The 14,287-nt window shown below is 76.1% G+C and carries 12 protein-coding genes and 2 pseudogenes; 7 read left to right on the forward strand and 7 right to left on the reverse strand.

Annotated features, from left to right (window positions below; all coding sequences use genetic code 11):
- Positions 1-17: 17 nt before the first annotated feature.
- Positions 18-161, forward strand: a complete 144-nt coding sequence (locus E9549_RS12925) for a hypothetical protein (protein WP_236826949.1) — start codon at positions 18-20, stop codon at positions 159-161.
- 193 nt (positions 162-354) lie between these two features.
- Complete coding sequence (locus tag E9549_RS12930; RefSeq protein WP_236826950.1) at positions 355-1,212, forward strand: SDR family oxidoreductase; 858 nt, start codon at positions 355-357, stop codon at positions 1,210-1,212.
- A 103-nt stretch (positions 1,213-1,315) separates the two neighbouring features.
- Here E9549_RS12930 and E9549_RS24475 read toward each other — a convergent pair.
- Both E9549_RS24475 and mmuM read right to left on the reverse strand, forming a co-directional pair.
- Positions 1,316-1,974, reverse strand: a pseudogene (locus E9549_RS24475) (putative immunity protein).
- A complete protein-coding gene (mmuM, locus tag E9549_RS12940) occupies positions 1,887-2,783 on the reverse strand; it encodes a homocysteine S-methyltransferase (protein ID WP_236826952.1) in 897 nt (298 codons plus the stop codon). The pseudogene E9549_RS24475 and the gene mmuM overlap by 88 nt, the downstream one beginning before the upstream one ends.
- Before the next feature lie 32 nt (positions 2,784-2,815).
- Here mmuM and yidD point away from each other — a divergent pair, with 32 nt between their 5' ends.
- The 3 genes from yidD to arfB are packed head-to-tail and all read left to right on the forward strand — an operon-like array spanning position 2,816 to position 4,823.
- The gene (gene yidD / locus E9549_RS24480) at positions 2,816-3,322 is read left to right on the forward strand and encodes a membrane protein insertion efficiency factor YidD (protein WP_236826953.1); all 507 of its coding nucleotides are present in this window, start codon (positions 2,816-2,818) and stop codon (positions 3,320-3,322) included.
- Positions 3,323-3,360: 38 nt separating this feature from the next.
- Positions 3,361-4,359: a phosphotransferase gene (locus E9549_RS12950; protein WP_236826954.1), complete on the forward strand. Its 999-nt coding sequence runs from the start codon at positions 3,361-3,363 to the stop codon at positions 4,357-4,359.
- A gap of 23 nt (positions 4,360-4,382) precedes the next feature.
- On the forward strand, positions 4,383-4,823 hold the full coding sequence (gene arfB, locus E9549_RS12955; protein ID WP_236826955.1) for an alternative ribosome rescue aminoacyl-tRNA hydrolase ArfB: 441 nt from the start codon (positions 4,383-4,385) through the stop codon (positions 4,821-4,823).
- A gap of 99 nt (positions 4,824-4,922) precedes the next feature.
- Here arfB and E9549_RS24485 read toward each other — a convergent pair.
- From E9549_RS24485 to E9549_RS12975, 5 genes and pseudogenes are all read right to left on the reverse strand, one after another.
- Positions 4,923-5,162, reverse strand: a pseudogene (locus E9549_RS24485) (hypothetical protein); the annotation flags it as partial.
- The gene (locus tag E9549_RS12960) at positions 5,125-6,363 is read right to left on the reverse strand and encodes an RNA polymerase sigma factor (RefSeq protein WP_236826956.1); all 1,239 of its coding nucleotides are present in this window, start codon (positions 6,361-6,363) and stop codon (positions 5,125-5,127) included. The gene E9549_RS12960 and the pseudogene E9549_RS24485, both read right to left, overlap by 38 nt.
- Positions 6,364-6,368: 5 nt before the next feature.
- Complete coding sequence (locus tag E9549_RS12965) at positions 6,369-6,719, reverse strand: YciI family protein (RefSeq protein WP_236826957.1); 351 nt, start codon at positions 6,717-6,719, stop codon at positions 6,369-6,371.
- 146 nt (positions 6,720-6,865) lie between these two features.
- Complete coding sequence (locus E9549_RS12970; protein WP_236826958.1) at positions 6,866-7,765, reverse strand: alpha/beta hydrolase fold domain-containing protein; 900 nt, start codon at positions 7,763-7,765, stop codon at positions 6,866-6,868.
- Positions 7,766-7,794: 29 nt separating this feature from the next.
- A complete protein-coding gene (locus E9549_RS12975; protein WP_236826959.1) occupies positions 7,795-8,457 on the reverse strand; it encodes an N-acetyltransferase in 663 nt (220 codons plus the stop codon).
- A gap of 643 nt (positions 8,458-9,100) precedes the next feature.
- Here E9549_RS12975 and E9549_RS24195 point away from each other — a divergent pair.
- On the forward strand, positions 9,101-11,698 hold the full coding sequence (locus tag E9549_RS24195) for a molybdopterin oxidoreductase family protein (RefSeq protein ID WP_236826960.1): 2,598 nt from the start codon (positions 9,101-9,103) through the stop codon (positions 11,696-11,698).
- Between the two features lies 1 nt (position 11,699).
- Complete coding sequence (gene nirB, locus E9549_RS12985) at positions 11,700-14,216, forward strand: nitrite reductase large subunit NirB (RefSeq protein ID WP_236826961.1); 2,517 nt, start codon at positions 11,700-11,702, stop codon at positions 14,214-14,216.
- Positions 14,217-14,287: the final 71 nt, after the last annotated feature.

Here is a 14,287-nt window from a genome sequence, read left to right on the forward strand (position 1 = left end):
CAACAGGTGAACGGAAGGTGGCCGAGACCATGCGTGAACGTTTCTGCCCGGAATGCCGGTGGACCGTTGTGACCGACCAGGCGGGCCGGCGGCGGCTCGAGATGCGCTGGGTGCCGCTCGGCGCCGCGGCGACCCACGGCCCGGTGGCGCGCGCCGCCTGAGCAGAGCAGGACCCTCCCGACCCGGGCGGGAGGAGGGGTGCACAGCGAGGTGCGCCTCTCCTCCCGCCCGGGTCGTGCGTCGTCCGGGGTTCCGTACGCCGGGCGGCGGGTAGTCGCCCCGCGCCGCGGCACCGCAGGGGCGTGAGACCAGCGCCCGGGTGCACAGCGCTCCCGACCAGGAAGGTGGACGCCCGTGTCCGAACCCCGCCCCGACTCCCAGCCCGCCCAGCAGCAGAGCACCCCGGGCACGCTCGGCGAGATGACGCCGAAGCCCGACCACGGTGAGGAGAGCTACCAGGGCTCCGGGAGGCTGGCCGGCAAGGTCGCCGTGATCACCGGTGGCGACAGCGGCATCGGCCGCGCGGTGGCGATCGCCTTCGCCCGCGAGGGCGCGGACGTCCTCATCTCCTACCTGGAGGAGCACGAGGACGCCCAGGACACCGCCCGGTACGTCGAACAGGCCGGCCGGAGGTGCGTGCTGGTGCCGGGTGACATCTCCGACCGCGCGCACTGCAGGACGATCATCCCGAAGGCCGTCGAGGAGTTCGGCCGGGTGGACGTGCTGGTCAACAACGCCGCCTTCCAGATGAGCCACGACTCGCTGGAGGAGATCTCCGACGAGGAGTGGGACTTCACCCTCGCCACGAACCTCTCGGCGATGTTCACCCTCACCAAGGACGCGCTGCCGCACATGCAGCCGGGGGCGTCGATCATCAACTCGTCGTCGGTGAACAGCGACAACCCCAGCCCGAACCTCATCGCCTACGCGATGACCAAGGCCGGGATCGCCAACTTCACCGCGTCGCTGGCGCAGATGCTGGCGGAGAAGGGGATCCGGGCCAACAGCGTCGCCCCGGGGCCGGTGTGGACGCCGCTGATCCCGGCGACCATGCCGGAGGAGAAGGTGGAGGGCTTCGGCCAGCAGGTGCCGATGGGCCGTCCGGGTCAGCCGGCCGAGCTCGCGCCGGTGTACGTGCTGCTGGCCAGCGACGAGGCGTCCTACGTCTCCGGCGCCCGGGTCGCCGTGACCGGCGGCAAGCCCATCCTCTGACGCGGCCACGATCAGCTCACCTGATCACGGGGCGTCCTCCCTCACAGCCCAGCGTGAGGGAGGGCGCTGCACGATCAGCTGGGCTGACCGTCGCAGGGCCCGCTCAGCAGTCGAAGGCGGACCAGCAGAGGTCGTTGCGCCGCCGCTGGTCGTCCAGGACCAGGGCGCGGACGCCCTCGGGGAGCTGGTCCCGCTGCCACCGGCACTCGGCCGACCCCGCGGCGTCGCTGCTACCCGCGGGCGCCACCGCGCGCACCGCCTTGACCGCGTAGGCGGCGGCCCCGAGCTCGTGCGCTGCGACGTGCGCCACCGCGCCCGCCTGCCCGGCGGCGTAGGCGCGTGCCGGGCCGCACCCCGCAGGTCCCTGGCCGCGGCCATCGCGTGCCCTCCGGCGGCACGCGCCCGCATCATGCGCATCGCCCCGCGGGCCCAGGCGCGGGTCGCCTCGATCGCCGCACGCGGCCGGTCGTCGTCGGGACGCTCGGTCTCGAAGAGCGGGAGGACGTGCTCGGCACACGCGGCCGCCCACAGCGCGAGGAGGTGGTGGTCGGCGTCGGTGAGGGTCCCGCCGCGCCGGATGGTCACCAGTCGAGGGTCCGGGACCTCCGGCAGGATCACGGCGGCATCCTCCACGACCGGACCGGTGTTCGCAGCCCGGCGGGCGGACGCGTCGATCAGGGCAGGGTGCGGGCGAGGCGGGCGAGGTGCTGCGGCCGCACCCGGCAGCAGCCCCCGATCAGCCGCGCGCCGTCCGCCACCCACCGGGGGACGTCGTCCGGAGCGATCCCCGGGGTGCCGGTCCACCCCCGCGCGACGGCGTCCCACGCCTCGCCGCTGTTCGGGTAGACGACCACCGGCTTCCCGGTGCGCGCCGCCTGGGTCACCGCGGGGCCGACGCCGGAGGGCGCCGTGCAGTTGACGCCGACCGCGACGACGGCGTCGACGTCCCCGGCCATCGCGAAGACCTCGGCCGCCGGCTCGCCCCGGCGGGTGCGGACGACGCCACCGTCGTCCACCACCGTGGTCAGCGAGAGCCAGACCGGCACCCCGAGCGCCTGCGCCTCCAGCACCAGCGCCTCGGCCTCCGCGGCGGCGGGCACCGTCTCGCACGCCAGCACGTCGGCCCCGGCCTCGGCGAGCAGCTCCATGCGGGGCCGGTGGAACGCGCGCAGCGCGGCGACGCCGACCCGGTCGGCGTAGTCCCCCGTGTACTCCGACCCGTCGGCGAGCATCGCGCCGTAAGGTCCGACCGATCCCGCGACCCAGCCCTCGCCCTGCCCCTCGCGGGCGAGCGCGACCGACGAGGCGATCAGCCGGTGGGCCTCTGCCGCGCCCACCCCCGCGGCGGCGAACCCCTCGACGGTCGCCTGGTAGCTCACCGTCGTCGCCACCCGGGCGCCGGCTGCGGCGAAGGCGGCGTGCGCGGCCACGACCGCCGCCGGGTCGTCGCGGAGCAGGCGGGCGGACCACAGCGCGGAGGAGACGTCGTGCCCGCGCGCCTCGAGCTCGGTGGACAGGCCGCCGTCCAGCAGGACCGGTCCGGCGGCGAGCGCGTCGGTGAGATCGGGCATGGACACCATGATCCCGCGGTACCTGCGCACCCATGGTCTTCATCTGGAGCAGTGGCTGGGGTCCCCGCCGGCGCAGGCCCCGCGGCGGCGGCTACCGCGGGCACTACGCCGGGCACTACGGGCGGGGCTACGGCCCCGGGTACGGCCCCGGGTACGGCTACGGCCCCGGCTACGGCCGCCGCCGGCGCGACGACTCCTGCCTGCGCGACCTCCTCTTCCTCAACACCGGCTGCTGCCTGGCCAACGCGATCGGCTGCGGGATGGACCTGCTGCTCGTCGCCCCCCGTTCGTTCCCGGCGATCCGGGCGGGGCAGCAGGGCGGCGGGGCCGCGGCCCGGCTGGTCGCGGCCGTCCGGTACTACCAGCGCGAGATCAGCCCGCGGCGCCGGCCGTGCTGCCGGTTCACCCCGACGTGCTCGGCCTACGCCATCGACGCGCTGGAGACCCATGGCGCCCTCCGCGGCTCCTGGCTGACGCTGCGCCGGCTCGTGCGCTGCCGCCCCGGCGCTGCCGGGGGCACCGACCCGGTACCGGCCTGACCCGGAGCGCGGCCGGCGTCGCCTACGGTCGCCCGGTGGTGACCGGGACCCGCACGTGGCGCGACCCGGGGTGGCGGGCCGCCGCGCTGGGGTGGGCCGCCGGGCAGCTCGAACGCGCCGGCCTCGTCCCCGGCGGGGAGCCGGAGCAGCCGCACGTGCGCGCCTGGTCCACCGCCTTCCGCATCCCGCTGCGCGGCGGGGAGGCGGTCTGGCTGAAGGCGGTCGGCCCGGGGTCGGCGCAGGAGCCCGTGCTGGCCGAGGCGCTCGCGGTCCGGGTGCCGGAGCGGGTGCTCGTGCCCCTGGCGGTCGACCGCGGGCGCCGGCTGCTCCTCCTGCCCGACGGCGGGCCCACGCTGCGCGAGGCCGGCGCGGACCTCGCCGCCTGGACGGCGATGCTGGTCGCCCACGCCCGCCTGCAGGCCGAGGTCGCGGACCACGCGGACGGGCTGGTCGCCCTCGGGGTCCCCGACCACCGCCCGGAGCGGCTGCCCGCGCTGGTGGCGGACCTGCTGGCCGACGGCGATGCGCAGCAGGCCGGCCGCCCGGACGGCCTCGCTCCGGAGGTGCGCGCCCGCGTGCTCGCCGGGACCGGCCGTTACGCGGCGGCTTGCCGGGAGCTCGCCGACGGCGGCGTCCCGGCGACGGTGCAGCACGACGACCTGCACGACGGCAACGTCTTCGCCGGCGGCGGGGGCTACCGCTTCTTCGACTGGGGCGACGCGTCGATCTCGCACCCCTTCCTGGTGCTGCTGGTCGTCCTGCGGTTCGCCGGGCAGGTGCTGGACCTGTCGCCGGGCCACCCGGCGCTGTTCCGGCTGCGCGACGCCTACCTGGACCAGTGGCTCGACCACGGCACCCCCGCGGAGCTGCGCGAGCTGTGCGACCAGGCGCTGCACGTCGCGCCGCTGCAGCGGGCCCTCACCTGGCGCCGGATCCTGCGCGGCGTGCACGAGGCCGAGCGCACGGAGTGGGCCGGCGCGGTGCCCGGGTGGACCGCCGAGCACCTGGCGCCGGGCCCGCTGGCGCCCGGCGGCTGACCTGCGTCGGCCACACTGTCCGGGTGCCAGGGACCGACGACGCCTCCGGTGACCTCCCGGTCACCGGTTCCCTCGTCGTGCCCGCGGCCGCGCAGTCGTGGCGCTTCTCCCGCAGCTCGGGGCCGGGCGGGCAGGGCGTCAACACCGCCGACTCCCGGGTCGAGCTCTCGGTGCGGCCGCTGGACCTGCCGGGGCTGAGCGACCCGCAGCGGGCGCGGCTCGCCTCACGGCTGGCCGGCCGCCTCGTCGACGGCGTCCTCACCGTCGCCGCGAGCGAGCACCGCCAGCAGCTGCGCAACCGCCAGGCCGCCCGCGAGCGGCTCGCCGCGGTGCTGCGGGCCGCGCTGGCCCCACCGGCGCCGGCCCGGCGCCGCACCAAGCCGACGCGGGGCTCCCAGGAGCGCCGCATCCAGGCCAAGAAGCAGCGCGGGCAGCTCAAGCAGCAGCGCCGGGACTGGGACTGACCGGCGGCCGCCGCGGCGTGACGGCTGGCTCAGCCGCCGCTGCAGGTGCACGGTGACCTGCTCGCCCGCGCGGCTATTCCCGATGGCCGAGCGGATCGCCGCGCGCAGCGGCAGCCAGTGCGGTCCGGTGCCCGACGGCACGAGGGTGGCGGCGAAGGCGTGCCCGTCGGCGTGCCGGTCACCTTCAGCGCGCGGCGGGGGCCCGGCAGCGCGGTGGAGTCCGGGACCTCCAGGTGGGTGGGGAACGCGCCGTCCTCCTCGATGGGCGCGGTGAAGGTGACGTCCAGGGCGGTGGGGGTGCTCATGCCTCCTCCGACCGTCGGGACGGCGACAACCCATCGCGCCGCAGCCGCATGAACGCCCGTTCGCGCTCGTTGCCGCACCGCCTGATCGCCGCGTCGTACGCCGCGGCCGCCTCCTGGTCCCGCCCGGCGCGGCGCAGCAGGTCGGCGCGGACGGCCGGCAGCAGGTGGTCGTGCGGCAGCTCCAGGCGGTCGACCAGCGCCAGCCCCGCGGCCGGGCCCTCGACCTCGGCGACGGCGACGGCCCGGTTGAGCGCGACGACCGGGCTCGGCGCGAGCGCCAGCAGGTGGTCGTAGAGCGCGACGACCTGCCGCCAGTCGGGCGCGGCCGCGGTCGGCGCATCGCTGTGGACGGCGGCGATCGCGGCCTGCAGCTGGTAGGGACCCGGCCGGTCTCGGCGCAGGCACCGCCGCACCAGCTCCTGGCCCTCGGCGACCAGCACCCGGTCCCAGCGCGACCGGTCCTGGTCGGCCAGCGGCACGAGATCACCGTCGGCGGAGGTCCGCGCCGGCCGGCGCGCCTCGGTGAGCAGCATCAGCCCCAGCAGGCCGGTCACCTCCGGCTCGTCGGGCATCAGCTCGGCGAGGACGCGGCCGAGCCGGATCGCCTCCGCGCACAGGTCCGCCCGCACGAGGGCCTCTCCGTTCGTGGCGGTGTGCCCCTCGGTGAAGATCAGGTGGACGACGGCGAGCACGGCCGGCAGCCGGTCGGGCAGCTCCGCCTCGCGCGGCACCCGGTACGGGATGCCCGCCGCGCGGATCTTGGCCTTGGCCCGCACGAGGCGCTGCGCCATCGTCGTCTCGGGCACCAGGAACGCCGCGGCGATCTCGGCGGTCGTGAGGCCGCCGAGGAGCCGGAGGGTGAGCGCCACCCGGGCGGGCGCGGCCAGCGCCGGGTGGCAGCAGGTGAAGACCATCCGCAGCCGGTCGTCGTGCACCGGCCCCTCCTCGACGGGGGCGGGATCGCCGCGGAGCAGCGCGGCCTGGACGTGGCGGTCGGTGCGGGTGGAGTCGCGCCGCCAGCGGTCGACCGCCCGGTTGCGGGCGGTGGTGACGATCCACCCGGCCGGGCTCGGCGGGACCCCGTCGCCCGGCCAGCGCTGCACCGCGGTGAGGAACGCGTCCTGCACCGCCTCCTCGGCGGCGTCGATGTCGCCGAGGAGGCGGGTGAGGACGGCGACGGCCTTGCCGTGGTGCTCGCGGAAGACCCGCTCGACCTCGGCGACGGCGCCGGCCACGGGCGTCAGAAGGTCTGCGCGACGGGCCGGACCTCGACCGGCAGGCCGCCGAGCACGCGGGCCAGCTTGCCGGCCCAGCCCAGGGCTGCGTCCAGGTCGGCGGCCTCGATGACGTCGAACCCGCCGACGAACTCCTTGGCCTCGGCGTACGGGCCGTCGGTGACGAGCACGTCGTCCCCCTGTGCCCGGACGACGGTCGACGCCTCGGGCTGGTGGAGCGCGGCGGCGAAGACCCACGCCCCGGCGGCCTGCATCTCCTCGTTGAGCGCCGCGAGCTCCTCCATCACCGGCTCCAGCTCCTCCGGCGGCGGCACCTCGCCGACCGGCTGGACGATGCTGAGCAGGTACTGGGCCATGGTTGCCTCCCGGGGTCCGGCGCCGGCTCCGTGCCGGTCGCTCACCCCCAGTACGAACGGCGACCCGCCGGATCGACACACCTCGAGGGGACGATGTCAGCGCGGCCGCGGGGGCGCCAGCACCTCCGGCGCGGCGCGGGGGCTCCTCAGCCGGCGAGGACGGCGGTCACCACGCGCCGCGCCCGCCGCCCTTCCGGCACCGGCAGCAGCGGGTGCACGTGCACCAGCCCCTCCTCCTCGTGGTGGTCGACCGGCACGCCGGCCGCCCGGGCCCGTTCGACCAGCAGCCGGGTGTCCGGACTGGTGATGTCGCGGGTGCCGCTGAAGACGGTCAGCGGGCCGAGCCCGGCCAGCTCCCCGAACAGCGGGCTGACCAGCGGGTCGGTGAGCGGCAGCCCGCCGCGCCAGAGCTCGATCGCCGCCCGCGTGCCGGGTCGGGCGAGCCAGGGGTCCCGCGGCTCGACGAGGTCGATCTCCGGGTTGGCGAGGGTCAGGTCCACCGCGGGTGAGACGAGCACCGTCCGGTGCAGCGGGGGCACGCCGCGGTCGCGGAGGAGCAGCGCGGCGGACAGCGCGATCTGGCCGCCGGCCGAGTCGCCCATCGCGGTGACCCGCCCGGCGCCGTACCGGTCGGCCAGCGCGGCGAGCAGGTCGGCCACCCGCGGCACCACCGTCGCCGCCGTCCCCCGGGGTGCCAGCGGGTAGACCGGCACGGTGATCGCGGTGCCGCTGCGGGCGGCCAGCCGGCCCACCAGGCGCCAGTGCAGCGGGTGGATCTGGTTGACCCAGGCACCGCCGTGCACGTAGACGGCGGCCCGCTCCGGCGTCCGGTCGCGGGGGAGGACGCGGTACACCGGCCAGCCGGTCTCGTGCCGGGCGTCCACCTCGACCTCCACCGGGCCGAGCCCGCGGGGCGGCCCGTACGGCACCGGGCGCAGCAGCCGCTCCTCCACGCCCCGCAGCATGCGCTCCGGGTGCTCGAACTCCCGCCGGAAGCGGAGCAGGCGCATCAGCGGGGGGAGCAGGCGGGCGGCAGCGCTGGGCACGAGGCCTCCGGGGGTCGGCAGGACGGCGGTCAGCTGAGCGAGAGCGGCTCGCGGACGAGCACCCACAGCGGCAGCTCGTCGTCGCTGGTGCGGGTGGTCTCGGCGACCTGGAAGCCGAAGCCCCGGAAGAACCGCACGTTGGCCCAGCCGAACACCGCCGCGGCGGCGGGGGTCTTCTCCGCGTCGCAGCGCACCAGCACCGGGGCGAGGACGGCGGCGGCCAGCCCCCTTCGTCGGGACGACGGGCGGACGCCCAGGTGCCGCAGCCGCCAGTGCGGCCGGTCGGGCAGCGCCGCGGTCACCAGCGCCTCGGTCTCGGCCACCACCCGGGCGCGGTCGGCGGACAGGTAGGGCAGCTCGCGGGCCAGCGCCGCCCGGACGTCGTCCGGCAGCGGGCGGGTGCCGGATGCGCCGGGCGGCGGGTCCCAGACGGCGACGGCGTCGCGTTCCTCGGTCACCCACGCGGTGCCGGTGGCCACCCCGCGGTGGGCCGCATCCAGCTCGTTGAGCCGGGTGAGCCGCTGCATCCGGCCGTCGTCGGGCAGCGCCCACCGGGTCCAGCGGGAGTCGGCGAGCGCGACGGTGAGCGTGGCGGCGATGGCGGGCACGTCCCGCTGCTCGGCGAGGCGGACGTCGGGGCCGGGCTCGTCGGGGTCGTCGATCCGCCGGACGACCGGGCCTGGAGGGGTCACCCCCTGATCCCACCATGTACGGGCGCGGCGTCGACGGCGGCCGCCGGCAGGGCCACGATCGGGGGCATGACCACAGCCGCGCGCGATCCCCGCAGCCGCACCGCCCGCCAGGTCATGGCCTCCCACCTCCAGCACCGCCGCTCCGGCGACCTCGAGGCCGACCTCGCCGAGAACTACCACCCCGAGGTCGTGGTCCTCTCCGCCCGCGAGGTGTTCCGCGGGCACGACGGCGTGCGCGCGTCCGCCCACCGGCTGTGGCGGGCGGCCGCCGAGGGCACCTACTCGTACGGCTACGTCCTGGCCGACGACCGGATGGCGGTGCTCGAGTGGGGCGGCCGCAAACGAGCAGTTCGACATCCGCTGCGGGATCGACTCCTACCTGATCGAGGACGGGTGGATCACCGCCCAGACGATCCACCACCGGGTGGAGGACGCCGTCCTGTCGGTCAGCGGGGCGCTCCTCGTCCCGGAGGGCCAGGTGGGCGTGCACCCCGTGGACGACCCGGCGCGGCTCCCGGGGCCGGCCGTCGGCACCTGACCGGTCCCGCCGCACACCGGCCCGGCGGCCGCGGTGAGGTGAACGGAACGCAACCTTGACGCCGGGGTCGACGCCGGGAAACGACGGCGACCCACTCTCGTCCCCGTGCCCGCTCCCGCCTCGCCGACCGCCGCCGCCCCGGGGGTGCGTGCGTCGAGGACGACGAGCACGCACTGCCCCTACTGCTCGCTGCAGTGCGGGATGGCCGTCACCGCCGGGGACCGCCCCGCCACCCTGGTCCCGCTGGACTTCCCGACCAACCGCGGCGGGCTGTGCTCCAAGGGCTGGTCGTCGGCCGAGCTGCTGGACCACCCCGAGCGGCTGACCCGGCCGCTGGTCCGCGCCGTCGCCGGGGACCGCACCAGCCCGCTGGTGGAGAGCACGTGGGAGGAGGCGCTGGACCGGCTGGTCGCGGCGATCGAGCGGACCCAGGCCACCCACGGGCGCGACGCCGTCGGCTGCTTCGGCGGCGGCTCGCTCACCAACGAGCAGGCCTACCAGTTCGGCAAGTTCGCCCGGGTCGCGTTGCGCACCAGCGCGATCGACTACAACGGCCGGTTCTGCATGTCGTCCGCCGCGGGGGCGGCCACCCGCGCGTTCGGCCTGGACCGCGGGCTGCCGTTCCCGCTGAGCGACATCGCCGACGCCGACGTCGTCGTGCTGGTGGGCAGCAACCCGGCCGACACCATGCCCCCGGCGATGCAGTGGTTCGACGCGGGCCGCGAGCGCGGCGCCCGGCACGTCGTCGTCGACCCGCGCCGCACCGCCACCGCCCGCAACGCCGATCTCCACCTGCAGCCGCTGCCCGGCACCGACCTGGCGCTGGCCAACGGCCTCCTGCACATCGCGGTGGCCGAGGGGCTGGTCGACGAGCGGTACGTCGCCGCGCGCACCACCGGCTTCGACGAGGTGCGGGCCGGCGTGGCCGCGTACTGGCCCGACCGCGTCGAGCGGCTCACCGGCGTGCCCGTCGCCGACCAGCGGCGCACCGTGTTCGCGTTGGCCCGCGCGGGGAACGCGATGATCCTGACCGCCCGTGGCGCCGAGCAGCACCGCAGCGGTACCGACACCGCGCAGGCGTGGATCAACCTGGCGCTCGCCCTCGGCCTGCCGGGCCGGCGGGGCAGCGGCTGGGGCACGATCACCGGCCAGGGCAACGGGCAGGGCGGTCGCGAGCACGGGCAGAAGGCCGACCAGCTGCCCGGCTACCGGTCGCTGGCCGACCCCGCCGCCCGTGCGCACGTCGCCGCGGTCTGGGGCGTCGACCCGGACGACCTGCCGGTGCCGGGGCGGTCGGCGTACGAGCTCCTCGACGCGCTCGGCACCGACGGCGGGGTGCGCACCCTGCTGGTCCTGGCGTCGAACGTCGCGGTCTCCGCGCCGGACGCGCGCCGGGTCGTCAGCCGGCTGCGGGACCTGGACTTCCTCGCCGTCAGCGACTTCTTCCTCTCCGAGACCGCCGAGCTCGCCGACGTCGTGCTGCCCAGCGCCATGTGGGCCGAGGAGGCCGGCACCACGACCAACCTCGAGGGCCGCGTCATCCGGCGGCGCCGCGCCCTCGACCCGCCCGACGGCGTGCCCGACGACCTGCAGGTGCTGGCGACGCTGGCCGGCCGGCTGGGGGTGCACGGCTTCAGCGGCGACCCGGAGACCGTCTTCGAGGAGCTGCGCCGCGCCAGCGCCGGGGGGACGGCCGACTACGCCGGCATCAGCTACCGGCGCATCGACGAGGAGCGCGGCGTGTTCTGGCCGTGCCCCTCGCCGGGGCACCCCGGCACCCCGCGGCTGTTCACCGAGCGGTTCGCCACCCCCGACGGCCGGGCCCGCTTCCTCCGGGTCGAGCACGTCGACGCGCACGAGCGGCCCGACGCCGACTACCCGCTGGTGCTCACCACCGGCCGGGTGCTCGCCCAGTACCAGTCGGGCACCCAGACCCGCCGCACCCGCAGCCTCCAGCTGGTCGCGCCCGGCCCGCGGGCCGAGCTGCACCCCGACCTCGCCGCCCGGCTTGGCATCGCGCAGGACGACGTCGTCGAGCTGGCCACCCGGCGTGGCCGCGCCCGGTTCCACGCGCAGGTCACCGACGCCATCCGGCCCGACGTCGTCTTCGTGCCCTTCCACTGGGCCGGGGCCAACGACCTCACCGACGCCGGTGACCTCGACCCCACGTCGCGGATGCCGCCGTTCAAGGCCTGCGCCGTCGCCGTCACCCGCGTGACCGGCCCGGAGGAGCGCGTCGCGCCGCCGCCGGCCGCGACCCAGCCCCGGCCCGTGCCCCACCGGCCCGCCACCGCACCCGTCCCGCGCCCGCCGTCCCGCACCCGTCCGTCCGGCTCGCTGACCAGGAGAACCCCCGTGAAGAGCACCCCGCGCTTCCTGCAAGGCGTCTTCCCCATCACCGGGGAGGGGCTGGCCAAGCCCGGCCCGATCGACCCCGCCCTGCGCTACACCGTGCCCGCCGGGTGCAGCGCGCAGGCGCTGTACTTCCGCGGTGGCAACGCCACCGGCGAGCTGGTCTACGTGCTCCTGGTCCGCGACGGCGAGCCGGTGCGCTGGTTCCCGATCGGCGCCAGGGCTGACACGCACGTGCCGCTGCGCGTCGTCGAGGACGTGGTGGGCGGCTCGGTCCTGGAGCTGCACGCGGCCGCGCCGGAGGGCGTCACCGGCGAGATCGTCGTCGACCTGGGTCTGGTGGAGGTCTGAGATGTCGGCGATCCTCGGCGCCCGCCTGGCCGGCGCCACCGCCCTGCACCTGGACGACGACCTCGACCCCCGCGCCCGGCTGGTCGTGGTGGGCAACGGCATGGCCGGCGCCCGCTTCGTGGAGGAGGTGCTCGAGCGCGGCGGCGGCGACCAGTTCCGCATCACCGTCTTCGGCGACGAGCCGCACGGCAACTACAACCGGATCATGCTCAGCCCGGTGCTGGCCGGGGAGCAGCACGAGGACGACATCGTGCTCAACTCCCACGACTGGTACTGCGACAACGGCGTCGACCTGCGGGCCGGCGTCCGGGTGGAGCGCATCGACACCGTCGCCAAGCAGGTGCACGCCGCCGACGGCAGCGTCACCGGCTACGACCACCTGGTGCTCGCCACCGGCAGCTACTCCTTCATCCCGCCCATGGCCGGGGTGCGGCGGGACGACGGCTCGCTGCTGCCCGGGGTGCACGGCTTCCGCACCATCGACGAGACCCGCGCGATGCTCGCGGCGACCGGTCGCTGCCGGCGCGCGGTGGTGATGGGCGGCGGGCTGCTGGGCCTGGAGGCGGCGCGGGCGCTGCAGGGCCACGGGCTGCACGTCGAGCTCGTGCACGCGATGCCGTGGCTGATGAACGCCCAGCTCGACGCCGAGGCCGGCGCCGTCCTCAAGCGCAGCGTCGAGCAGCTCGGGATCACCGTCCACCTCGACGTCCTGGCCACCGAGGTGCTGGGCACCGACTCCGTCGAGGGCGTCGTGCTCAAGGACGGCCGGCGGCTGGACTGCGACCTGCTCGTCGTCGCCGCCGGGGTGCGGCCGCACACCGACCTCGCCGTCCGCTCCGGGCTGGAGGTGGAGCGGGCGGTCGTCGTCGACGACCAGCTGCGCACCGACGACCCCGACGTCTACGCCATCGGTGAGTGCGCCCAGCACCGCGGCGAGGTCTACGGGCTGGTCGCGCCGGCCTGGGAGCACGCGAAGGTCCTGGCCGACGTGCTGACCGGCACCGACCCGGACGCCGCGTACCACGGCAGCCGGACGGCGACGAAGCTCAAGGTGGCGGGCGTCGACGTGGCGGTGATGGGGGTGAGCACCCCCGAGCGGGACGACGACGAGTTCCTGGTCATCTCCGAGCCCCGGCGCGGCGTGCACCTGTCGGTGGTGATCCGCGACGACGAGCTGGTCGGGGCCACCCTGCTCGGCGACACCCGCAAGGTCGCCTTCCTCACCCAGGCGTTCGACCGCGGCGCGCCGCTGCCCCAGGAGCGGATCCGGCTGCTGGTCGACCTCTCCGACGGGGTGGCGGAGGTGGGCGTCGCCGAGATGCCCGCCGACAGCCAGGTCTGCAACTGCAACGGGGTGAGCAAGGGCGACATCTGCGGCGCGGTGGCCGCCGGCTGCGGCAGCGTCGGGGCGGTCATGGACCGCACCCGCGCGGGCAAGGGCTGCGGCTCGTGCAGGTCACTGGTGAAGCAGGTCGTCGAGTGGGCCGCGGACGGCGAGGTCGCCGAGGACCCCGCCGCCTCGTACTACGTGCCCGGCATCCCGATGGCCAAGCCGGAGCTGATGGCCGCCATCCGGGAGCGGGACCTGCGCAGCGTCTCCGCCGTCTTCGCCGCCCTCGCCCCCGGCGGGAAGGACGACGCGCGGTCGAAGATGGGGCTCACGTCGCTGCTCAAGATGATGTGGGGCCACGACCACGTCCCCGAGAAGGACGCCGAGTTCATCAACGACCGCGTCCACGCGAACATCCAGCGCGACGGCACCTTCTCCGTCGTCCCGCAGATGAAGGGCGGGGTGACGACGCCGGCGCAGCTGCGGCGGATCGCCGACGTCGCCGAGAAGTACGAGGTGCCGATGGTCAAGGTGACCGGCGGCCAGCGGATCGACCTGCTCGGCGTCCGCAAGGAGGACCTGCCGGCGATGTGGTCCGACCTCGGCATGCCCAGCGGCTACGCGTACGGCAAGAGCATGCGCACGGTGAAGACCTGCGTCGGCTCGGACTTCTGCCGCTTCGGCCTCGACGACTCCACCCAGCTCGGCATCGACATGGAGACCCGGTTCCAGGGCATCGAGAGCCCGGCCAAGATCAAGATGGCCGTCGTCGGCTGCCCGAGGAACTGCGCCGAGGCCTACGTCAAGGACGTCGGCGTGGTCGCCGTCGGCGGCGGGAAGTGGGAGGTCTACGTCGGCGGCGCCGCCGGGGCCACCGTCCGCAAGGGCGACCTGCTGGCCACGGTGGAGGGCCGGGACGCCGTGCTCACCCTGACCGGCCGGTTCCTGCAGCACTACCGCGAGAACGCCAACTGGCTGGAGCGCACCTACGACTTCGTGCCCCGCGTCGGGCTGGACACGATCCGGCAGGCGCTGGACGACGACGCGGCCCACCTCGACGCCGGCATCCAGCGCTCCATCGACGCCTACCGCGACCCGTGGGGGCAGGACGGGCCCGAACCGGCGACGGCGGGCCAGTTCCGCCCCGCGCTGCCGCTGGTCGCGCTGCCGAAGGTGCCGGTCCGATGAGCCTCACCGAGGTCTCGGCGCCGGCCGGCGTGGTCGTGGGCCGGGTGGAGGACGTGCCGCCGGGGGAGGGG

The sequence above is a fragment of the Blastococcus sp. MG754426 genome, from assembly GCF_021699055.1.
Taxonomy (GTDB): domain Bacteria; phylum Actinomycetota; class Actinomycetes; order Mycobacteriales; family Geodermatophilaceae; genus Blastococcus.

Coding starts and splice junctions, on each gene's coding strand:
- mmuM (WP_236826952.1), bottom strand. CDS start 2,783: ATGCCCGATCTCACCGACGCGCTCGCCGCCGGACCGGTCCTGCTGGAC.
- yidD (WP_236826953.1), top strand. CDS start 2,816: ATGGTCTTCATCTGGAGCAGTGGCTGGGGTCCCCGCCGGCGCAGGCCC.
- E9549_RS12965 (WP_236826957.1), bottom strand. CDS start 6,719: ATGGCCCAGTACCTGCTCAGCATCGTCCAGCCGGTCGGCGAGGTGCCG.
- nirB (WP_236826961.1), top strand. CDS start 11,700: ATGTCGGCGATCCTCGGCGCCCGCCTGGCCGGCGCCACCGCCCTGCAC.